This is a genomic window from Variovorax ginsengisoli (assembly GCF_030811835.1).
Lineage (GTDB): Bacteria > Pseudomonadota > Gammaproteobacteria > Burkholderiales > Burkholderiaceae_C > Variovorax > Variovorax ginsengisoli_C.
The window spans coordinates 330,529-349,657 of sequence record NZ_JAUSRO010000003.1 but is presented as its reverse complement, the minus strand read 5'-3'; the positions used below and the strand labels follow the sequence as shown (position 1 = coordinate 349,657).

Annotated in this window: 17 protein-coding genes; 4 read left to right on the top strand and 13 right to left on the bottom strand. The window is 67.3% G+C overall.

What is annotated here, in order from left to right; translation table 11 throughout:
- Positions 1-58: 58 nt before the first annotated feature.
- Genes J2W36_RS05880 through J2W36_RS05855 form a run of 6 tightly spaced genes read right to left on the bottom strand, consistent with a single transcriptional unit; the run spans position 59 to position 8,274 of the window.
- On the bottom strand, positions 59-1,687 hold the full coding sequence (locus J2W36_RS05880) for an AMP-binding protein (RefSeq protein WP_307688747.1): 1,629 nt from the start codon (positions 1,685-1,687) through the stop codon (positions 59-61).
- Between the two features lie 7 nt (positions 1,688-1,694).
- Entirely contained in the window at positions 1,695-2,195 is a 501-nt protein-coding gene (locus J2W36_RS05875; RefSeq protein ID WP_307688746.1) for an aromatic-ring-hydroxylating dioxygenase subunit beta, read from the bottom strand.
- The gene (locus J2W36_RS05870; RefSeq protein WP_307688745.1) at positions 2,195-3,508 is read right to left on the bottom strand and encodes an aromatic ring-hydroxylating dioxygenase subunit alpha; all 1,314 of its coding nucleotides are present in this window, start codon (positions 3,506-3,508) and stop codon (positions 2,195-2,197) included. The genes J2W36_RS05875 and J2W36_RS05870 overlap by 1 nt, the downstream gene beginning before the upstream one ends.
- A 23-nt stretch (positions 3,509-3,531) precedes the next feature.
- Complete coding sequence (locus tag J2W36_RS05865; RefSeq protein WP_307688744.1) at positions 3,532-4,524, bottom strand: PDR/VanB family oxidoreductase; 993 nt, start codon at positions 4,522-4,524, stop codon at positions 3,532-3,534.
- Positions 4,525-4,565: 41 nt separating this feature from the next.
- Entirely contained in the window at positions 4,566-6,062 is a 1,497-nt protein-coding gene (locus tag J2W36_RS05860; protein ID WP_307688743.1) for an indolepyruvate oxidoreductase subunit beta family protein, read from the bottom strand.
- Between the two features lie 22 nt (positions 6,063-6,084).
- Positions 6,085-8,274: a thiamine pyrophosphate-dependent enzyme gene (locus J2W36_RS05855; RefSeq protein WP_307688742.1), complete on the bottom strand. Its 2,190-nt coding sequence runs from the start codon at positions 8,272-8,274 to the stop codon at positions 6,085-6,087.
- Positions 8,275-8,371: 97 nt separating this feature from the next.
- Between J2W36_RS05855 and J2W36_RS05850 the strand changes: the two genes are divergently transcribed.
- A complete protein-coding gene (locus tag J2W36_RS05850) occupies positions 8,372-8,914 on the top strand; it encodes a MarR family winged helix-turn-helix transcriptional regulator (RefSeq protein WP_307688741.1) in 543 nt (180 codons plus the stop codon).
- Positions 8,915-8,944: 30 nt separating this feature from the next.
- Here J2W36_RS05850 and J2W36_RS05845 read toward each other — a convergent pair whose 3' ends face one another.
- The 3 genes from J2W36_RS05845 to J2W36_RS05835 form a co-directional block, all read right to left on the bottom strand.
- Positions 8,945-9,946 carry a 3-hydroxybutyryl-CoA dehydrogenase gene (locus J2W36_RS05845; protein WP_307688740.1) on the bottom strand — a complete coding sequence of 334 codons (1,002 nt, stop codon included), beginning with the start codon at positions 9,944-9,946 and terminating at the stop codon, positions 8,945-8,947.
- A complete protein-coding gene (locus J2W36_RS05840) occupies positions 9,936-11,009 on the bottom strand; it encodes an NAD/NADP-dependent octopine/nopaline dehydrogenase family protein (protein ID WP_307688739.1) in 1,074 nt (357 codons plus the stop codon). Before J2W36_RS05840 ends, J2W36_RS05845 begins: the two co-directional genes overlap by 11 nt.
- Before the next feature lie 112 nt (positions 11,010-11,121).
- Entirely contained in the window at positions 11,122-11,700 is a 579-nt protein-coding gene (locus J2W36_RS05835; protein WP_307688738.1) for a DUF3237 domain-containing protein, read from the bottom strand.
- Between the two features lie 263 nt (positions 11,701-11,963).
- Here J2W36_RS05835 and J2W36_RS05830 point away from each other — a divergent pair, with 263 nt between their 5' ends.
- From J2W36_RS05830 to J2W36_RS05820, 3 genes are all read left to right on the top strand, one after another.
- A complete protein-coding gene (locus J2W36_RS05830; RefSeq protein ID WP_370869264.1) occupies positions 11,964-12,380 on the top strand; it encodes a barstar family protein in 417 nt (138 codons plus the stop codon).
- An 87-nt stretch (positions 12,381-12,467) separates the two neighbouring features.
- Positions 12,468-14,033, top strand: coding sequence for an ATP-binding protein (locus J2W36_RS05825; protein ID WP_307688736.1), 1,566 nt, complete (start codon positions 12,468-12,470; stop codon positions 14,031-14,033).
- A gap of 15 nt (positions 14,034-14,048) precedes the next feature.
- Positions 14,049-14,732 carry a response regulator gene (locus J2W36_RS05820; protein ID WP_307688735.1) on the top strand — a complete coding sequence of 228 codons (684 nt, stop codon included), beginning with the start codon at positions 14,049-14,051 and terminating at the stop codon, positions 14,730-14,732.
- A gap of 148 nt (positions 14,733-14,880) precedes the next feature.
- Here J2W36_RS05820 and J2W36_RS05815 read toward each other — a convergent pair whose 3' ends face one another.
- From J2W36_RS05815 to J2W36_RS05800, 4 genes are read right to left on the bottom strand one after another with little or no spacing between them, the layout of a single operon-like run.
- A complete protein-coding gene (locus tag J2W36_RS05815) occupies positions 14,881-16,341 on the bottom strand; it encodes an amidase (RefSeq protein ID WP_307688734.1) in 1,461 nt (486 codons plus the stop codon).
- Positions 16,342-16,383: 42 nt separating this feature from the next.
- The gene (locus tag J2W36_RS05810; RefSeq protein ID WP_307688733.1) at positions 16,384-16,728 is read right to left on the bottom strand and encodes an AzlD domain-containing protein; all 345 of its coding nucleotides are present in this window, start codon (positions 16,726-16,728) and stop codon (positions 16,384-16,386) included.
- On the bottom strand, positions 16,728-17,468 hold the full coding sequence (locus J2W36_RS05805; protein ID WP_307688732.1) for an AzlC family ABC transporter permease: 741 nt from the start codon (positions 17,466-17,468) through the stop codon (positions 16,728-16,730). Before J2W36_RS05805 ends, J2W36_RS05810 begins: the two co-directional genes overlap by 1 nt.
- On the bottom strand, positions 17,468-19,129 hold the full coding sequence (locus J2W36_RS05800; RefSeq protein ID WP_307688731.1) for a dipeptide ABC transporter ATP-binding protein: 1,662 nt from the start codon (positions 19,127-19,129) through the stop codon (positions 17,468-17,470). The genes J2W36_RS05805 and J2W36_RS05800 overlap by 1 nt, the downstream gene beginning before the upstream one ends.

Here is a 19,129-nt window from a genome sequence, read left to right as displayed (position 1 = left end):
CGATGGTTGGGGCGCATTGGGGAGCCGACGCGCATCGAGTCGAGAGCCAAGCGTTCATTCAGCCCTGCCGTTTCTTGAGTGCGCGCGTGTCGACACAATGCGCAGCGCCTGGCAGCGTTTGCGCCATGCTGCGCAGTTCCCCGCGCTGGATCTTCTGCGACGGCGTGAGCGGCAGCGCGTCGATGAAGGCGACGTAGCCCGGCGCCTTGTAGTAGGCCAGTTGGTCGAGCGCATGCGCGACGATGCTGGCCGCCATCTCAGCCTGTGCAGCCGCATCAAGCGGCGCATGCAGCACGATGCAGGCGAGCACCTCGTCGCCCCGCACGGCATCGGGTGTTGCCGCCACGGCCGCCGACTTCACGGCCGGATGCTGGTTGAGGACGCTCTCGACTTCCACGGCCGAGATGTTCTCGCCACTGCGGCGGATCACGTTCTTCTTGCGGTCGACGAAGAAGAAGTTGCCATCGGCGTCGCGCCGCACCAGGTCGCCGGTGTGGAACCAACCGTCGGCCCAGGCTTCGCTCGTGGCGTCGTCGTCCTTGAGGTAGCCCGAAAAGAAGGCGTGCCGGGGTTCGGCACCGGCTGCGCGCACCAGCAACTCACCGGGCATGCCGACCGCGGCAGGCAGGCCCTGGTCGTCGAGCACCTGCACCTCGACGAAGTCCTCCTGCCGGCCGAAGCAGCTCTGGCCGACCAGGCGCGGTTCTCGGTGGGCCATGATGCACGCGGCCACGCCGGTCTCCGTCATCGCCCAGGCTTCGACCAGCGGAAATCCGAAGCGCGCTTCGAAGGTGGCGTGGTGCTTGGGGTCGACGCCAGCGCCGAAGCCCCAGCGGATCGCATGGTCGCGGTCTGCCGGCGCTGCGGGAGCCGACAGCAGCATGGCCGGCATCACACCCAGGTAATGCACGATGGTCGCGCCGCTCTCGCGGGCGCTCTGCAGCCAGGTCGTGGGGTGGAAGCGGTCGAGCTGCACCAGGCAGCCACCGGCCACCAACACCACCATGGTCGAGCAGGCCATCGCGTTCATGTGCGTGAGCGGCAGCGGCGTCATCACGCGCTCCGCATCGGGCCGCACGCTGCACACGCCATCGAGTGCTGCGTACCATGCACCCGCATGCAGGAAGTAGGTGTTGCTCAGGATGCAGCCCTTGGGGCGCCCGGTAGTGCCCGACGTGTACAGCAGCGCGCATTCGGTGTCGGCGCCGACGGGCTGCCTGGCTCGCGGTGGCGGCGTGGTCGCACGAGGGATGACGCGGGCATTGGCGTCGAGCGTGTCGAAGCGGGGTGCGCCGGCGAGCGCCGCTGCGGTCTGCAGGTCGGCTGCGCGTTCGGGCAACGTGACGGCCAGGCCGATTTCGCTGTGGCCGATCAGGTAGCTCAGCTCCGCCGAACGCATGTCTGAGTTGATCGGCACCACGCTCACGCCCAGTGCGTTGAGCGCAAACCAATGGAAGAGGAAAGCCGGCCTGTTCTCCAGCAGCAGCCCGACACGGTGGCCGTGGCCGTACCCGGCCTGGGCGTAGGCCAGGCGCAGGCGCTCGACTTCGGCAGCGGCTTCGCCCCAGCGCACCGCGCCGGCCTCGATGCCGTAGGCCGTTGCCGTCACCGACTCGGTGAACAGGAAGTCGGCGTCGGGCGTGCGCGCCGCGCTGTTGCTGAAGACGTCATGAACGGTCGCGTGCATGGGCCGCCTAGATGAAGAGCTGCACCGCAGGCAGCGCCGCGTCGCAGTTGAGCAGATCGACGCGCTTGAGCGTGATGCGCAACGCGCCGTTCTGCACCGTGAGGTGATGGAAGAAATAGCCGACGTAGAACTGCATCTCGTCGCCCTGCGACTCGGTGTAGTGGAAGGACGTGCGCACCACGTAACGGTTGCCGGCGTTGTCCAGCACCTCGACCACGGGCACCTGCAGCAGGTGGTGGCAGCGGCTGCGGGGCTGCTGCGAGAACGCGCGCGGGCTCTTGAGGCGCTCGATGCGCAGGTCGCGCAGCAGCTTGTCCTCGTACATGTGCGAGGTGTGGTTGATGCCGTCCTCCTGGTCAGGCACGAGCGGCACCCAGTAGAAGGCATCGTCGGCGAACAGCGCGTTCCATTCCTCATAGCGACGCGTGTCAAGCAGGTGCGCCTCGTGCACGACGAAATCGATGAGGTCCTGCCGCGTCACGGTGGTCGTCGGTGTGGGGTTGACCATCACATCGTCTCCGTCATGTAGCGGGACCAGGCCCGGTACTGGTTGCGCATGGGCAGCTCGCTGGTGCCGATGGTCGTGATCTCGCCGCCGGCGACTTCGGTCGCATCGAAGTTGCGGTGCAGGCTCACCCACTCGTTGCCGCTGGCGAGCAGCCCGGCCTGCATGCCGCGGTAGGCCTGCAGGTCGTCATGGCCGACCACCGAAAAAGGCGAATTGATGAGGCGGCTGTACATGGTGGTGCGCTGCAGCAGCTCGGGTGGCGCGCCCTTGAGCCGGAAGGTCCAGCTCTCCACCAGCGTGCGGTCGACCGCGAGGGGCTTGACCACGCGGATCGCCTGGATCGCCCCCTTGATGGTGAGGTTCGGGTAGTACACGGTGTTGTGCCGCGCCATGCCCAGGATCTGGGCTGTTTTCTCTTCGCCGTAGCGCGCCTTCATGGCGTCGTCGTAGGCGGGGATGGCCGCGTATTTGCTATGGATGCTGAAGTGCACACCGGTGAAGCTGTGGCCGTTGTCATAGGTCCGGATGCCCATGTCCTCGAAGAACTTGTAGTCGGACATGAAGGGCACGAACTGCTCGATGGCCATCGGCTTGGGCGCATCGGCGGGCTGGCCGGCCCACATGGCCTTGGCGGTGCCGGCCGACGATTCGTGCGCCACCATCGGATGCATGGTGTCGTTGAGGTTTTCGACGAACATCTTCCAGTTGCACTGGTGCACGAAGCGCAGGCAGCCGCCGGCGATCTCCAGCTCGCCTTCGGGCGAGCGGTCGGCCATGTTGTCGATCGAGCTCAACGAATCGCCGAAGAAGGTCTCGAAGTCCGGCCCTGCATCGTTGATCTTCACGAAGATGAAGCCGCGATGGCTGCGTACGTGGCGTAGCGCAGTGAGGCCGCGGGACGCCTCGCACTCACCGAGTGCCGTGCCCTCGTAGCCGTTCTTCAGCGGGATGGCCAGCAGCGCCCCGTCGGTCTTGAAGGTCCACGCGTGGTACGGGCAGCGAAAGAACTTGCCGGTGTTGCCGCAAGGTCCGTTGACCAGACGCGATCCCTTGTGCGCGCAGCGATTCATCAGTGCCCGCACCGAGCCGTCGCCGTGCCGCACGATGATCAGTGGTCGTCCGCCGATGTCGTTGCTGATCCAGTCGCCGGACTTCGGGATCTGGCTTTCGTGGCCGACGTAGTTCCAGGTGTTGCCGAAGAAGTGCTCCTGCTCCAGCGCGAAGATTTCAGGACTGGTGTAGAGGTCGCGATGCACGCGGTCGTCCTTGACCAGCGCGCGCACGGCATCGGGATTGTCTCGGTAGGCGGTCATGGCAGCTTCCTGTGGACGGGGCTTCACATGTCGAGCACGAGGCGCGCACCCTTGGCGCGCGAAATGCAGATCTGCATCACGTTGCCCTGGGCCTTTTCACGCGCGGTCAGTACATAGTCGCGATGGTCGATCTCGCCTTCGAGCACCGGCACGGCACATACGCCGCATTCACCGCGGTTGCAGTCGAACATGGGGTCGCAACCGTGTTCGATCAGGCAGTCGAGCAGGGTCTGGTGGGCCGGCACGGTGAAGCGCTGGCCCGACTGGGCGAGTTCGACCTCGAAGGGCTGGTCGCCCTCCTCCACCACCGGCGCGCTGAAGAGTTCGAAGTGCACGCGGTCGTGCGTCCAGCCGCGCGCCTGGGTCTTTTCCAGCACGGCGTCGAGCATCGGCTTGGGTCCGCAGACGTACAGGCGGTCGCCGGCCGGGCAGGCGTCGAGCAGCGCTTCGATGTCCAGTGGCGCACCGGCGTCGGCGTCAGCATGCACCTGCAGGTCGTCGCCGAGCATGGCTTGGAGCTCCGGCAGGAAGGCCATGGTGTCGCGGCTGCGGCCGGCGTAGTGCAGGCGCACAGGCAAACCTTCTGCACGGCGGCGTGCGGCCATGGTCGCGAGCGGCGTCACGCCGATGCCACCGGCCACCAGCACCGTGCCGCCCGGGCCGGTGTGCAGCGGAAAGTCGTTCTTCGGCATCTCGATCGTGAGCACGTCGCCTTGCTGCACGCGCTCGTGCATGAAGCGCGATCCGCCGCGGCCCGCGGGCTCCAGGCGCACCGCGATCACATACTCGACAGGCACCTGGGTCGCGTTGCGCGCGGTCGAAAAATTCACCAGCGAGTAGTGGCGCCAATCCACCGCGCTGTCGTCGGCTCCGGTCTGTACGCGAACGCGTACATGCGCACCGGCCGCATAGGCGGGCAGTTGCCGGCTGTCGTCTGCGCGCAGCCGCAACAGACGGATCAGCGGGTTGAGCGTGCGGGCTTCGACGACGCGCAGTTCGAGAGTGGAAGCGGACATCGGTGCCTTTCTCGTCGTTCTTTTTTTCTTGCAGTGGGCGATCAGGCCAGCGCGTGACGCGCGAGTGCCGCCCGCAGCTGGTTGCCATGCTCGTCGGCGAGCGCTGCGTCGCGCAGCTCACGCAGTGTGGCGGGCGCCAGATTGCTGCCGGCGCGCTCGAGCGCCGCCATCAGCGTGTCGTAGTTCAGGGTGCCGCGCGTGTGCGTATCGCTGTAGCCCTTGACCAGCCGCTGGCACTGAGCCACCTCGACGGCGAGCGCCGGGTTGCGGTCCGCGGTGTCGGCGATGCAGGCGAGCCAGGCCTCGATGCGGCGGTTTTCTTCCGCATAGCGCATCGTGGAACGACGCCAGCGCTTCATGCCCGCCACGGTGCGCAGCATCAGGTAGCCGTGCACCGAGCTGGTCTGGATTACACGGCCATGCTGCGTCAGCTTCTCCACCAGCCGGCGCGGCAGCGACGAGCGCATCAGCCAGCGGCCGATGCCCGCAGGCAGCGTCTCGCAGATCTCCTGCAGGCGCGGATGCATGTATTCGTTGATCGCGAGGATCTGGCCGCTCTTGACACTCGCCTCGCCGCGCACGCGCTCGAAGCGGGTGGCGCGCGTCTTCAATGCGGCGACGCGGGCCGTGTCTTCATACGACATCCACAGCGCGAGGTGGCGCCCCGTTTCGATCACCAGCTGCGGCGTGTCGGCGACCGCAGGCAAGGCGGCGATGCCGGCCATGCGGTCCAGGTACAGCGCTGCATAGTCGATGTCCTGGTAGTCGATCAGGCGGCGCACACCTTCGAGCAGCACGAAGTGCGCCGCCGGTTCGAACCGTTGCTGCACGCGGTCGACCAGCGCGCGGACGGCCGGATGGCGCGGCTGCGGCGCAGGCATGGCCGCCGGCTGCGGCGTTGCTGGGTCGAGCGGATCTTGAGCACGCGCAAAGCCGGTTGCGAAAGCCTTCAGGCTCGGCTGCACGCCCACGCCGCCGCGCGTGATGGTGTCCTCGAACTGCGCACGTGCAAAGGGCAGCACGCCCGCACCGGCCAGCGCGCCGAAGAGCACGGCGCTGATCACGCTGCCTGAAGCTTCTGCAGCCTGCGCCATGTCGAAGCGAATGAAGCGCCGGGCGGCGGCCTCGGCATGGCCGAGCAGCTGTGCGCTGTCGACCCGCCCGTCGCCGAGCGCGCTCTTCTCCGCGATGGAATACACCCGATGGGTCGACGCGATCAGCGTCGTGCGGTCGGTGGTGACCAGGCCGCGCTGCACTGCGCGGCCCGCCTCCATCAGTTCGGAGGCCAGCACCACGTCCACGTCGCCGGGCAGCGGCATCAGTGCCAGGATGGGTTGGCCGCCGTCAGCCGTCGCTTGCGCGGCCGGATACAGCTCCACGTAGTAGATGGTGGCACCGGTGCGTTGCGCCACGCCCGGCACCGAGGTGGTCTGCGCGATGTAGCCGTTGTGCTCGCCCATGTCGACGATCCAGTCGGCCAGCACGCCGCCGCCTTCGCCGCCCATCGCCAGGATTGCGAGCTTGATCGGCTGGGTCATGGCTCGCCCCCAGGGTCGAATTTCAGAACGCATACGCCTCCCTGCGTCGCGCATCGCCGCGTTGCAGCCAGCCGATGACGGCGGCACGCACGCGTTCGCGCATGCGGTCCCAGCGGTTCGGGTTGCTCACGATCTGTGCCTTGTAGAACGACGGGCACAGCACGGCGGCATGGGAGACCTCGCCGCACACGCCGCAGCCCACGCAACTGTCGAGCACGGTCGCGACCGGATCGGTGCGCAGCGGATCGGGGTTGGGCTTGATCGACAGCGACGGGCAGCCCGACAGGCGGATGCACGAATGGTCGCCAGTGCAGGTGTCGGCGTCCACGCCGAACTTCTCGCGCACCACGCGCTTGCCGTCGGCGATCGCCTTGCGCACCAGAGGCTTCTCGCGGCGCTGCTTGTTGAGCATGCATTCGGACTGCGCGATCAGCACCTTCGGTCCCGCTTCCTTGGTCGTGAGTGCCTCGCGCAACAGGTCGCGCATGCCCGCCACGTCGTAGGTGCGGCGCAGCGTCCTGACCCATTTCACGCCGACGCCGCGCACGGCGCGCTCGATCTCGTGGCCGGTGCTGCGCGTCGGATTCAGCGCGGTCGACGACAGGATGTCCTGTCCGCCCGTGGCCGATGTGTAGTTGTTGTCAACCACGATGGTCAGGTTGTCGCTGCGGTTGAACACCGCGTTGGCGATGCCGCTGGTCAGGCCGTTGTGCCAGAAGCCGCCGTCGCCCATCACCGAGATCGCGCGCTTGCCATCGGGCCGGCCGAAGGCGGCCGCGCTGGCCGTGCCCAGGCCGTAGCCCATGGTGGTCGCGCCGATGTGGAAAGGCGGCAGGATGGAGAACAGGTGGCAGCCGATGTCCGCGCTCACGTGATGCGTGCCCAGTTCGCGTTCGACCAGCTTCATCGCCGTGAAGATCGGCCGTTCCGGGCAGCCCGTGCAAAAGCCCGGCGGACGGCCGTTCACGCTATCGGCGAGCGGGCCAAGCACCGCCGGCGCAGGCCCATCGTCGACCCCCACCGCCGAAACCTCCTTCAGCGCGAAGACCTTGCGCACGGGCGGGGGCACGGGCAACGGCTGCAAACGGCCGTAGCGCTCGCCAAAGCTGCGCGCACCCTTGAGCAGTTCCGACGCGGTGTATTCGCCCGCCACCGGCAGCGTGTCCTTGCCATGCAGCACGGTGGTCGAGCCGGCCTGTCGCAGGATGCTCGCCAGATTCTGTTCGACGAAATTGGGCTGGCCTTCCTCGACCACCAGCACCGCGCGCTTGCCTTCGCAGAAGCGCAGCACCTCGCTGTCGATGAGCGGATAGGCCACGTTCATGACGTAGAGCGGCATGCGGGTGTTGCCGTACACGTCGGCCAGGCCCAGGCGTTCGAGCGCGCGCAGCAGCGTGTTGTAGCAGCCGCCCTGCACGATGATGCCGACGTCGTCGGCGTCCGCCGAGAAGAACTCGTTGAGCTGGCGTTCTTCGATGAAGCGCACCGCGGCGGGCCAGCGGTCCTGCACCTTTTCCTGCTCGTGAAGAAAGCTCGCCGGCGGCAGCACGATGCGGCTGACGTCGCGCTGGGGCGTCTGCAGCGCGTCCTGCAGCGTGAACTTCGCGCGCCGGTTGTCGCCTGCAATGAAGTGGCCGTGGACATGGCAGGCGCGAATGCGCAACTGCAGCATCACCGGCGTGTGGCTCGCCTCCGACAGCTCGAAGCCATCCTTGACGGCCTGAACGATGCACGGGAGGTTGGGACGCGGGTCGAGCAGCCACATCTGCGACTTCATGGCGAACGCATGGCTGCGCTCCTGCATGATCGATGAGCCCTCGCCGTAGTCCTCGCCGACGATGATGAGCGCTCCGCCGACGACGCCGCCCGAAGCCAGGTTGGCCAAGGCGTCCGACGCGACGTTGGTGCCGACCGTGGCCTTGAAGGTCACCGCGCCGCGCAGCGGGTAGTTGACCGAGGCGGCCAGCGTGGCTGCTGCCGTGGCTTCGCTGGCGCTGTTCTCGAAACGGATGCCGTAGTCGGCCAGGATGTCCTGCGCGTCCGCCAGCACGTCCATGAGATGGGAGATGGGCGACCCCTGGTAGCCCGCGACGTAAGACACACCGGATTCGAGCAACGCCTTGGTCACTGCCAGAATGCCTTCACCACTGAAGACTTCGCCGCCCGAAAGCCGAAGCTTCTTGACTTCCTCCACGAACGAACGTTCAGCCATGGGGTTCCTTTGTTACCGGTGGGGGCGGCCCGCAGCGCTCATGACGCCGTCGAATGCACGCTTCATATAATGTTTACAACTGAATGTATTCACAATCATGAATTACCCTAGACATGCAAGCAGCGTGCCCGGAAAGCCAGATGTGGAGACGAATCCGTCGGCACCCGCACCGGCGCCTCGCTTCGTCGACGACTACCTGCCGGCACTGCTCGCACAGGCCAGCCTGCTGATCTCCTCGGAGTTCCACGAAGTCGCGCGCCAGCAAGGGTTTTCAGTGTCCGAATGGCGCGTGATGGCATCGCTCGCCGGCGGCGAAGCGGTGAGCATCGGACGGCTCGCCCAGGTCACGGTGACCAAGCAGCCGACCGTCACCCGGCTGCTCGACCGCATGGAAGCACGCCAGCAGATCGAACGCCTGCCCCATGACAGTGATCGCCGTATCACCTTGGTGCGCATCACGCCCCAGGGCGCGAAGTCGGTCGAGCATCTGATGGAGCTCGCACGCGAGCACGAACGCCGCGTGCTGGAACCCTTCGGCCTGCAACGCGCCGAAGACCTCAAGGCCACGCTGCGCCGCATGATCGACCTGCACGCGCAGGCGCCGGGCGATGCGGCGGAGGGTGCAGAAGGTGCCGACTGAAAGCGAAAGGCGGTTGCCGTCTTTCGCTTGCTACGACACGCTCTGGTCGGCTGGCGGCTGCCAGAGCCCCGCATGCCGGAGCATGCCGAGCGTGCGGGTCAGCACGTCGGCCCGGTAGGCCGCCACGTCGCGGCCTGCGTAGTCGTAGAAACCGTTGCCTGTCTTCAATCCGAGACGCCCCTCGGACACCATGCGCTCGACGATGGCGGGTGCCGCATAACGTTCGGGGCTGAGCGAGGCCGACATTTCGCGGCTCGCGTGATGCAGGATGTCGCAGCCGCCGAAATCGATGAACTCGACCACGCCCAGCGCGGCGAACCGAAGGCCCAGTCCATAGCGTGTGGCCTTGTCAATCTCCTCCGCCGTGGCGGCGCCCTCCTCGATCATCCGCGCGGCCTCGTTCATCACCAGCGCCTGCAGCCGCGGCACGATGTAGCCGGGCGAGGCACCGCACACCACCGGCAGCTTGCCGATGGCTTCGAGCAGCGCCTTGGCACGTGCCAGCACAGCCGGGTCGGTGCCCGGATGGCAGCTGAGTTCGACCACCGGGATCACGTAAGCCGGGTTGAGCCAATGGATGTTCAGAAAGCGCTCCGGCCGACGCACGAGCGACGCGAGTTGGGTGACCAGGATCGAACTCGTCGTGGAGGTGAGGATCGCCTCGTCGCTGCAATGCAGGTTGAGCTGCGCGAATGCATCGCGCTTGGCGGCCATGGTTTCGGGCACGCCTTCGAACACCAGTTCGGCTGCGCCCAGGAAGGCCGGGGCATCGCTCGCGCGCACGTAAACCACGCGCTCGGCGATGGCGCCGACCTGTGCTGCGTCGATGGCACCCAACGCGCTCAAGCCGCGCAGGCTGCCTTCGATCTCGGCCGCCGCTTCGGCCTGCAGCCGAGCCCAGTCTTCGTCGCTGCGCTCACGCAAGTCGACGAGCGCGATGCGGTGGCCTGCGTAGGCAAAGGCGATGGCGATGCCGCGCCCCATGCGGCCGGCGCCGACAGCCACCACGCGCGGGTGTTGTTCATTCGCCATCGTGCAGCCTCTCGCGGATCTGCGCAGCCGTCAGTTCGGCCAGGCCGAGCGCTTCGAAAGTGCGAGGTCCTTGCCGCAGGTCGCGTTGGAGAAAGCCACCCGCAATGGCCAGCAGGCCGTGCGCGATGGGCGCCTCCACGCCCGCATGCCGTGCCGCGGAAGCCAGGAACGCGAGGCCCAGCTCGGTGTCCTCGGTGATGTAGCGGTGGGTATGGAGGTCGATGTTCTCGCGCCAGTCACCCGACTTCACGAGCTGCTTGTGCGCGTCCCCATACATCCAGCGGTCGTTGTCGTAATGGTCGGCCAGTGGATAGTGCGGCGCGCCCATGCCCCAGGCCTCGCGAACGGCGATGCGTTCCAGGTCGAGCCGGTCGGTCACGTCGCGCACCGCGCGCTGCGTGCCTTCGTTGTGGATGTCCCAACGCTCGAAGTGCTGCAGCGGCGCCGCGTTCATGACCATCAGGGGCGGATGGATCACCGGGCCTGCATTCATGAGCGCGCCCGACAGCGCGTCGCCGCACGCATGCACGCTCGGGTAGGCTTGGCGGATGACCTGGATCGCTGCCGCGGACTTGCGCGCCGGGTAGACGCCGGTGGGCAGGCGCAGCGCTCGCACGGTCACATTGACCTCGCGTTCGCCGTGCTTGCGTGCAAGGTAGGGCAGCGTGCCGGTTTCTGCCCAGGCCACGTCGGCACGGCTGCCCATCTGCGCCACCGCGCGTGCCATCACGTAGCTGCCGAAAGTGCCCGGCGGCAGGAACACGACCTGACCATCGACGAGGTGCGGCGCCATGGCGCGCGCAATGTCCTCTTGTGCGGTAGCGGGCCCTGGAACGACGATGAGCTCGGCACCCTGCAGCGCTGCACCGATGTCGGCGGTCGCCAGCGAAATGCGCACCTCGCGGGGCCCCGCCGCGTCCTTCAACGTGATGCCGCCGGCGTCGATCACCGCCTGCAACGCCACCGCGTCGCGCCGCCACAGTCGTACCGCATGCCCCGCTTCCGCCAGATCCGCAGCGGCCGCATAAGCGCCGTGTCCACCACCCAGAATCGCAATTTTCATGGTTTCACAGTCGAAGAATGAAAGGTCAATGAAGCGGTTGCGCGGCAGAGGAAACAGCGCGGCGTCACATTACATTACTTTTCATTTGTTCGAGTGTCAACAAACATGAGTCCTAAACAAGCTTGTAGACCCGGATCACCACGGCGTCGCGCTGCGGCCGCATGCTGTTGAGCGTGCCGACGTAGACGAAATCGTTGATCCAGCCGTAGCGGCCTTCGGGCGCGGTGATCTCCAACGTGGAGAACACGTAGCGCGGCGTCGCGTCGCGCGCAGGCCGCGACAGCACGCGGTTGCGCACGGAGATGATCACGCCGTCGTCGGTCTGGAGTTCGTACACCGCGTCCAGGTTGACAGAGCCATCGCGCCGCACCAACTGCCGATCGGCCCCGCCGGCCATCACCTTGCCTCGCAGGCCCGGGCCCTCGAACGTGCCGCCGACGATGGGCACCATGCGCCGGTCGCCAAACGGGGAAGCCCCCAGTTGCAACGTGGGTGCGAGGTCGACGATCGACTCGTACACGAATTCGGAGCGCGGCAACGCCATGGGAATGGTGGCGGTTGTGGGCGTGGATGGCAGTTCCGCCGCCGACGCCGCAGCGCCCAAGGCGCCAGCGCCTGCTGTAGCGAGTCCAGCCAGCAACAGGCCACGGCGCGAAGGGATTAGGGGTCTAAGGGAAGAGGAAGTTTGCATGCGATGTCTCCTGGTTGTGGTTGAAAGAGCCGGGCCGGGGTGCTGCTCAAACCAAATTATCGTTATGGTTCATAATCAAAACAATGCGCCCCGATCCGCGTGGGCTCCGGACTTACCCGGTAGGAGCGCATCTCGCGGACGCACTCACCGTTCGCTGTGCGCCGCGTCGCCTTACTCGATGTCGGGCAAAACGCAAAGCCCCTCGATTCGCAGAAAACCCCGTTCTCGAATAGAGTTACGCCCCCTCTCCGAATAGATTACCGATGGAATTGAGCGAAATCACACTGTCCTTGCGCACCATGCGCCCGAACATCGTCCAGTCGATCCGCGCACTGCGTGTGGACGATCTCCAAGGAGCGGCCGAAGAGGAAGGACAGGTTTTCCTGCGTGCCAACCTGCGCGACGCGCAGACCAAGCAGGAAGTCCTTGACAGTCTCGTGCAGCAATTTGCGCTGCGCCCCGAAGCTTCCAAGAGCCTGAGCACGCTGTCGAGCGCGCTCACTGGCGTGCTGCCCAAATCGATGCCGCAACCCGGCTTCGTGGTCGTGCTCGAACAGATCCCGGTCACGGCCAAGTTCGACAAGGAAGACCGCGAGCAGTTGCTCGACATCTTCCGCGACGCGGCAGACCAGTGGGGCGACAGGCGTACGCCGTTCCGCTGCTTCTTCTCGTTCGCCTGACGCGCGCGCTCGAACGCTCAGGCGGCTGACGGCCTGGCGCTGGCGGCACTCAATGTTTCTCCGAATTGTGGTTCCATGATCAGGCGAATGCGAGTCCGTTTCCCGCGTCTTCCGACGTCCCGCCTGACGCTGTCCAAGAAGGTCTTCCTGGCCATGGCGACGCTGCTCGCGTTGCTGCTGCTGATCTTTGCCAGCTTCTCCATCCTCGGGCTGCAACGCGGCCTGGGTCCCTATGTGGCGGAAATCGAAATCCGCCGCATGGATTGGCTCGCCGAAATCCTTCAGAAGAAGTACGCCGTACACGGCAACTGGGACACCGTTCGTGCCGAACGGTCGGTGCTGCCGCGCCCCACGAGGAACGATGGCGGTGACGCGCCCGAGTTTGAACGCCACCGTGGCATGCCGCCGGGCGGTCCACCGCCCGACGAGGGAAATACGCCGCCGCCCGAGGGGGCGAATGCACCACCGGACGGCAGCATGCAGCCGCGCTTCATTCCACCGCCTTTCATCCGGGGGCGCGATGCGATCTACCAGCGCCTGGAAGTGATCGACGCTGCCGACAAGCACGTGGCGGGGGCATCGGTGGACGTCAATGAGGCCGCACGCCTGCCCTTGCTGCATGACGGCCGCGTCATCGGCACCCTTTTACTGGCACCGCTGCAGGAACTCGAAAGTGAAGCCGATCGCGCCTTCGTGGCGCGCCAGTCCAACGTCATCGCCCTGACCGGCGGTGTCGGCCTGATCATCGCGCTCATCCTCTCCTGGCTGCTGGCGCGCCACTGGTTCACCCCGATCGACGAGTTGACCCAGGGCGCCAAGAGCATTGCACGCGGGCGCCTGGACACCCGCGTGACGCCGCGCGGCTCCGACGAACTCGCCCTCCTCGGCCACACGTTCAACTCGATGGCCGAGCGGCTCGACACCATCGAGGCCTCGCGCCGGGCGTGGCTGGCCGACGTGGCGCACGAGCTTCGCACCCCCCTGGCAGCGATGCGCGCTGAAATCGAAGCGCTGCAGGACGGCATCCGGACCTTCGACGACAAGACGGCCCTGCGGCTGCACCGGCAGGTCATGCGCCTGGGCCAACTGGTCGACGACCTGCGCAGCAGCATGCATGAACCCGAGGGCATTGCCGCCAGCCTCGTTCCGGTGTTTCCGCTGGCCTTGCTGCACGAGACGCTGGCGCTGGCACGTGAGCGTTTTGCGCAGCGTGCCATCACGCTTGACACCCAAGGCCTCGACGAACTCACCGCTCGCCAGCCGATGGTGATGGGCGATCCGCGCCGGCTCCACCAGGTGTTCATGAACCTCCTGGAAAACACCCTGGCCTACACAGATGCCGGTGGTCAGCTCCAGCTCGGCGCACGCGTGCAGGGTGCGCCCGATGCCATGTGCCTGGTGCTGCGCTTCGACGACAGCGCGCCCGGCCCGGCAGCGCATGAACTGCAGCGGCTCTTCGACCGGCTGTACCGGGGCGACGCTTCGCGCAGCCGCCAGGTCCGCGACGCAGACATGAACGTGGGCGGCTCCGGATTGGGCCTGTCCATTTGCCGAACCCTGATCGAGCAGCATGGCGGCACGATCGAAGCCTCGGCCTCGCCGCTGGGCGGCCTGGGGATCACATTGACGCTGCCATTGATCGCCGACAACTGAGACGCCGCTGTGCCCATGAAAAATCGAATTCTGATCGTCGAAGACGATGCCGACATCGCCTCGGTGCTGCAGGACTACTTGCGCCACGCAGGCTACGAGACCGAACATGCTGCCGACGGTCGAACCGGGCTGGCCCGCATTCTTGCCGCACCGCCCGATCTCACGCTGCTCGACCTCATGCTGCCCGAGCTCGACGGGCTGGGTGTGCTGCGCGGCGCACGTGCGCGCACCAACCATCCGATCATTCTGCTGACCGCACGCATCGAGGAAGTGGACCGGCTGGTGGGCCTGGAACTGGGCGCTGACGACTACATCTGCAAACCCTTCTCGCCGCGCGAGGTGGTGGCACGGGTGCGCGCGGTGCTGCGACGCGCCAGCCCCAGCGCCCCCGCCGACCTCGCCGAGTCGGCACTGGTGCTCGACGAGGACCAATGGCAGGCCAGCATCCAAGGCACCCCGCTCCAACTCACGCGGCGCGAATTCCGCCTGTTGCAGGCCCTGGCACGGCATCCTGGCCGGATTTTCTCGCGCGGCCAGTTGCTCGAGCTGGCTTACGAGCCGTCGGACGACGTCACAGAGCGTGCCGTCGACAGCCACATCAAGAACCTGCGTCGCAAGCTGGCCGCTGCCGCGCCCACGCACGACTGGATCCGGTCGGTCTACGGCGTCGGGTTCTCATTCGAAGCGCCTGAAGGCTGAGCCGTCGGCGTTCATGGACTTCCTGCGCCATCTGGGCGCGTTATGGGAGGCACTGGTCGCGCTGGCACGCCTCCTCGCACGCCTGCTCGACCTGCTGCCCTGAGCCGCGACCAGGCCAGCAGGTCCGCGCGTTCAAGCGTTCAAGCGTTCAAGCGCCAGCGACGTGCACGCTGGGGCGTTGTCCCGCATTCCATTTGCCCCCGATGGCCCGCTCGATCTGCGCGGCCAGTTGCAGCAGCAACCCATCGTTGGCCTGGCGCGCCTGCGCCTGGATCCCCAGCGGCAGACCGTTTTCCTGCGCCGCCAGTGGCAGCGAGATGCCGGGCATGCCGCACAGGTTGGCCAGCGGGGTGTAGGCGAAGTTCTTCCAGAGGTTTCCGAACCAGTCGTAGACGGACGGGTTGTCGCTGACCGTGAGGTATTCGGTGGTGCCGACCTTGGGTGTGGGCAGCGCGGTCACCGGCGTGAGGATGATGTCCCAGTCCTCGAAGAAGTTGCCGAAGGCGCGCGAGGTGGTGTTGAACACCGCCTGCATCTTCGAGCGCTCGCCGTAGGTGGTGTCGAGGCCCGCTTCCCAGATCTTGATGTTGATCGGCTCGAGCAGATCGGCCGGCGGGCGCTCGTGGCCCAGGCGCGCGATCTGGCCGGCGATGACCTGCGCGAAGTTGCTGATGTAGCAGGTCGTCTGCGCGGCAAAGGCGGTCTGGAAGTCGACCTTGGGCAGCGCCCACTCGACGTGGTGGCCCAGCCCTTCGAGGAAGCGGCCGACGCGCTCCAGCTCGGCCACGAAATGCGGCACGGCGCGGTAGTCGCCCCACTCGTGCGACAGCGCGATGCGCAGACGGCCCGGGTCCTTCTTGATGAGTTCGCTGTAGGGCTCGGCCGGCGACCAGAAGGGCATGAACTCGCCCGGTGCGCCGCCGCGGCACTGGTCGACGAAGGCCGCGGTGTCGCGCACCGTGCGGCTGTGACAACCCTGGATCGACACCAGGCCCGACAGGTCCGACAGGTTCGGTGCCAGCGAGAACACACCGCGCGAAACTTTCAGGCCGATGTTGCCGTTGGCGCCGGCCGGGATGCGGATCGAGCCGCCGCCGTCGGTGGCGTGCGACATCGGCAGCACGCCCGCGGCCACGATGGCACCCGTGCCGGCCGAGGAGCCATAGGTGGTGTAGGCGGTGTCCCAGGGGTTGCGCGTGACGTACAGCGCGTTTTCCGCAGAGCTGCACACACCGAACTCGGGCGTGGTGGTGCGGCCCATGATGTTCAGCCCCGCCTGGCGGATCTTGCCGGTGAGGAAGCTGTCTTCGGCCGGGCGGTGGCCCTGCATCAGCATCGAACCGAATTCCTGCAGTCGGCCCTTGAGCGTGGGGCCCAGGTCCTTCATCAGGTAAGGCACGCCAGCGAAGGTGCCATCGGTGTTCGTGCCGTTGCCCACCGGGTCGGCCACGGCGTCATCGAACACCTCGACCACCGCATCGAGCGGGCCGTTGACCTTGTCGATGGCCGCCTTCGCCTGCGCCGCCAGCTCAGCCGGGCTCACGTCGCCCTTGCGCACCCGCTCGGCCAGTGCCACCGCATCGTGGTCCGCCCATTCGGACCAGCTCATTGCCATCGTCATTTCAGTTTCCGTTTCTTTTCAGTTGTCGAATCAAGGCCAGCCTAGCCCCAGCCTGAACAGCATGAGCGTAGCCGCCCCTGCCAGGATCGTCCCGGTCACGTCGTTTCGCCGAGCCAGGTAGTACAGCAAAGCCGCGGCCACGGCGAACAGGCGCGCGTCGCGCCAGTCGGCCAGCAGGTGGCCGTTGCTCAGGAAGACCTCGGGCACGACCATCGCCAGCAGCGCGGCCACCGGGGCATGGCGCAGACCCTGGCGGAGCCAGCCGGGCAGGCGCGGCTCGCGGTCGGGCAGCAGGAAGAAGCTGCGCGTGAGCACGGTCACCAACACCAGCGCCAGCACCGCGAGCCAGGCGTACACCCCATGGGCCGCATGCATCAGCGCAGGTTCCAGTGGCGGTCGGCCCAGAGCCCGGCCACGAAGGCGGTGGCGATGGCTGCGACCACGTTCAATCCCATCGGCCACGAGGCCGTGGCCAACGCGACCGACGCGGCAGCCAGCGCCGAGCAGCGCACCGCGCGGTCGGTCAGCATCGGCAGCGCGAGCGCGAGCAGTGCGAGCACGCCAACGAAGCGCAGGCCCCAGGCGGTCGGGATGGCGTCGGCCAAAAAAATGCCTGCGAGCGACGCCACATGCCAGGCCGCCCAGTTGGTGAGCGCCAGGCCGAGGAAGTAGCCCTGCTGCGCCACGGTCGCGCGGCCGGTCGGCGACGGCACCGGATGCCGCTGCACGAACTGCGCGTACACCGGGTCGCCCGCCAGGTACGACAGCAGCACCCGCTGCGGCCGGCCGTGCCCGCCGAAGTAGCGCCGCCAGCTCACGCTGAAAACGACGAAGCGCAGGTTGAGCACGCAGGCGGTCGCAGCGATCACCCACAGCGGCGCACCGGCGGCCATGAGCGGCAGGCAGGCCAGCTGCGACGCGCTGGCGAACACCAGCAGCGACATGCCGAGGATCACGCCCAGGCCGACGCCGCTCTTGGCCATCGCCACGCCGGCCACCAGGCCCATCGCCAGGGTGCCCAGCGCCGGGCCCCGGATGTCGCGGCAACCCAGCCTGAACTCGCGGCGCCACGCGGGGTCGTTGAGCTGCGGCGATGACAGGAACGGTCGCCGCATCAGGCGCCCGTCGTCACCGGTTGGCCCGCCAGTTCGGCGCGCGGTGCGGCGGCCAGCAGCCGGCGCGTGTAGTCGTTCTCGGGGGCGTTGAACACGCGCCCCGTGGGGCCCTGCTCGACGATGCGGCCCTGGCTCATCACGATCACGCGGTCGCACAGCTGCGCCGCGACACGCAGGTCGTGCGTGATGAAGAGGATGCCCAGGCCGAGGTCGCGTTGGATCTCGCGCAGCAGGTCGAGGATCTGCGCCTGCACCGACACGTCGAGCGCCGACACCGCCTCGTCGGCCACCAGCACCTGCGGCTGGCAGGCGATGGCGCGCGCGATGGCCAGGCGCTGGCGCTGGCCGCCGGAGAACTGGTGCGGGTAGCGTTCGAGCGCGGTGCGCGGCAGCTGGATGCGGTCCATCAGCTCTTCGGCCGTGCGGCGCGCATGCAGCTTGTCCATGCCGAAGTTCATCGCGCCCTCGACCATCGAGGAGCCGACAGTGCGACGGGGATTGAGTGAACGATTGGGGTCCTGGAAGACCACCTGCACCCGCGAGCGCATCGGGCGCAACCGCCCTTCCGAGAGCGACTGCACCGCGGTATCGCCCCAACGCACCTCACCCGCCGTGGGGTCGATCAGCCGGATCATGCAGCGAGCGAAGGTCGACTTGCCCGAACCGGACTCGCCCACCACGCCCACCGTTTCGCCGCGATGCACCGCCACGCTTGCGTCCTGCAGCGCGGTGTTGTGCTTGCTGCGGCCCAGCCAGTCGCGCCGGACATAGACCTTGCCGACACCCACGCCCGTGAGCAGCGGCTTGCCTTGGGCCACAGGCCGCGCGGGTGGCGGCGTCATGCCGGGCACGGCGTCGAGCAGCATGCGCGTGTAGGCTTCGCGCGGACGGCGAAGCACCTGATCGCAAGCACCCTGCTCGACCAGCACACCGCGGTGCATGACCATCACGTCGTCGGCGATTTCCGCGACCACCCCCATGTCGTGGGTGATGAAGAGCACGGCGCTGCCCTGCTCGGCCTGCAGCTCGGCGATGAGCTTGAGAATCTCCGCCTGCGTGGTCACGTCGAGCGCGGTGGTCGGCTCGTCGCAGATCAGCAGGCGCGGCTTCAGGATGATCGCCATCGCGATCACAATGCGCTGGCGCTGGCCGCCCGAGAGCTGGTGCGGGTAGCTGGCAAAGATGCGCGCCGGGTCGGGCAGGCGCACGCGCTCGAAGATCGCAAGGATGTGCGTGCGGCGCTCGGCCGCACCCCATGGCGTGTGGGTGCGCAGCAGCTCATCGACCTGTTCTCCACAGGTGAGCACGGGGTTCAGCGCCGTCATCGGCTCCTGGAACACCATGCCCATGCCGGTGCCGCGCAGTTCGCGCAGGCGGCGGTCAGCCACGTAGCGACCTTGGTCGAAGATGGTTTCGCCCGCCAGCACGATGCGGCCGGCCGCAGGCGTCAGGCCTTTGGCGATCAGCCCCATCACCGTGGTGGCCAGCACCGACTTGCCCGAGCCGGACTCGCCGACGATGCACAAGGTGCGGCCAGCGTCGATGCGCAGGTCGAGCCGTTCGATGGCAAAGGGTCGGTCGGCATCGGATGGCAGCGCAACCTGCAGGCCCTGCACGTCGAGGATGGCGCCGGGTTGTTCCGGGTGTGGATGGTCGTTCAT

Coding starts and splice junctions, on each gene's coding strand:
- J2W36_RS05880 (WP_307688747.1), bottom strand. CDS start 1,687: ATGCACGCGACCGTTCATGACGTCTTCAGCAACAGCGCGGCGCGCACG.
- J2W36_RS05875 (WP_307688746.1), bottom strand. CDS start 2,195: ATGGTCAACCCCACACCGACGACCACCGTGACGCGGCAGGACCTCATC.
- J2W36_RS05870 (WP_307688745.1), bottom strand. CDS start 3,508: ATGACCGCCTACCGAGACAATCCCGATGCCGTGCGCGCGCTGGTCAAG.
- J2W36_RS05865 (WP_307688744.1), bottom strand. CDS start 4,524: ATGTCCGCTTCCACTCTCGAACTGCGCGTCGTCGAAGCCCGCACGCTC.
- J2W36_RS05860 (WP_307688743.1), bottom strand. CDS start 6,062: ATGACCCAGCCGATCAAGCTCGCAATCCTGGCGATGGGCGGCGAAGGC.
- J2W36_RS05855 (WP_307688742.1), bottom strand. CDS start 8,274: ATGGCTGAACGTTCGTTCGTGGAGGAAGTCAAGAAGCTTCGGCTTTCG.
- J2W36_RS05850 (WP_307688741.1), top strand. CDS start 8,372: ATGAATTACCCTAGACATGCAAGCAGCGTGCCCGGAAAGCCAGATGTG.
- J2W36_RS05845 (WP_307688740.1), bottom strand. CDS start 9,946: ATGGCGAATGAACAACACCCGCGCGTGGTGGCTGTCGGCGCCGGCCGC.
- J2W36_RS05840 (WP_307688739.1), bottom strand. CDS start 11,009: ATGAAAATTGCGATTCTGGGTGGTGGACACGGCGCTTATGCGGCCGCT.
- J2W36_RS05835 (WP_307688738.1), bottom strand. CDS start 11,700: ATGCAAACTTCCTCTTCCCTTAGACCCCTAATCCCTTCGCGCCGTGGC.
- J2W36_RS05830 (WP_370869264.1), top strand. CDS start 11,964: ATGGAATTGAGCGAAATCACACTGTCCTTGCGCACCATGCGCCCGAAC.
- J2W36_RS05825 (WP_307688736.1), top strand. CDS start 12,468: ATGCGAGTCCGTTTCCCGCGTCTTCCGACGTCCCGCCTGACGCTGTCC.
- J2W36_RS05820 (WP_307688735.1), top strand. CDS start 14,049: ATGAAAAATCGAATTCTGATCGTCGAAGACGATGCCGACATCGCCTCG.
- J2W36_RS05815 (WP_307688734.1), bottom strand. CDS start 16,341: ATGAGCTGGTCCGAATGGGCGGACCACGATGCGGTGGCACTGGCCGAG.
- J2W36_RS05810 (WP_307688733.1), bottom strand. CDS start 16,728: ATGCATGCGGCCCATGGGGTGTACGCCTGGCTCGCGGTGCTGGCGCTG.
- J2W36_RS05805 (WP_307688732.1), bottom strand. CDS start 17,468: ATGCGGCGACCGTTCCTGTCATCGCCGCAGCTCAACGACCCCGCGTGG.
- J2W36_RS05800 (WP_307688731.1), bottom strand. CDS start 19,129: ATGAACGACCATCCACACCCGGAACAACCCGGCGCCATCCTCGACGTG.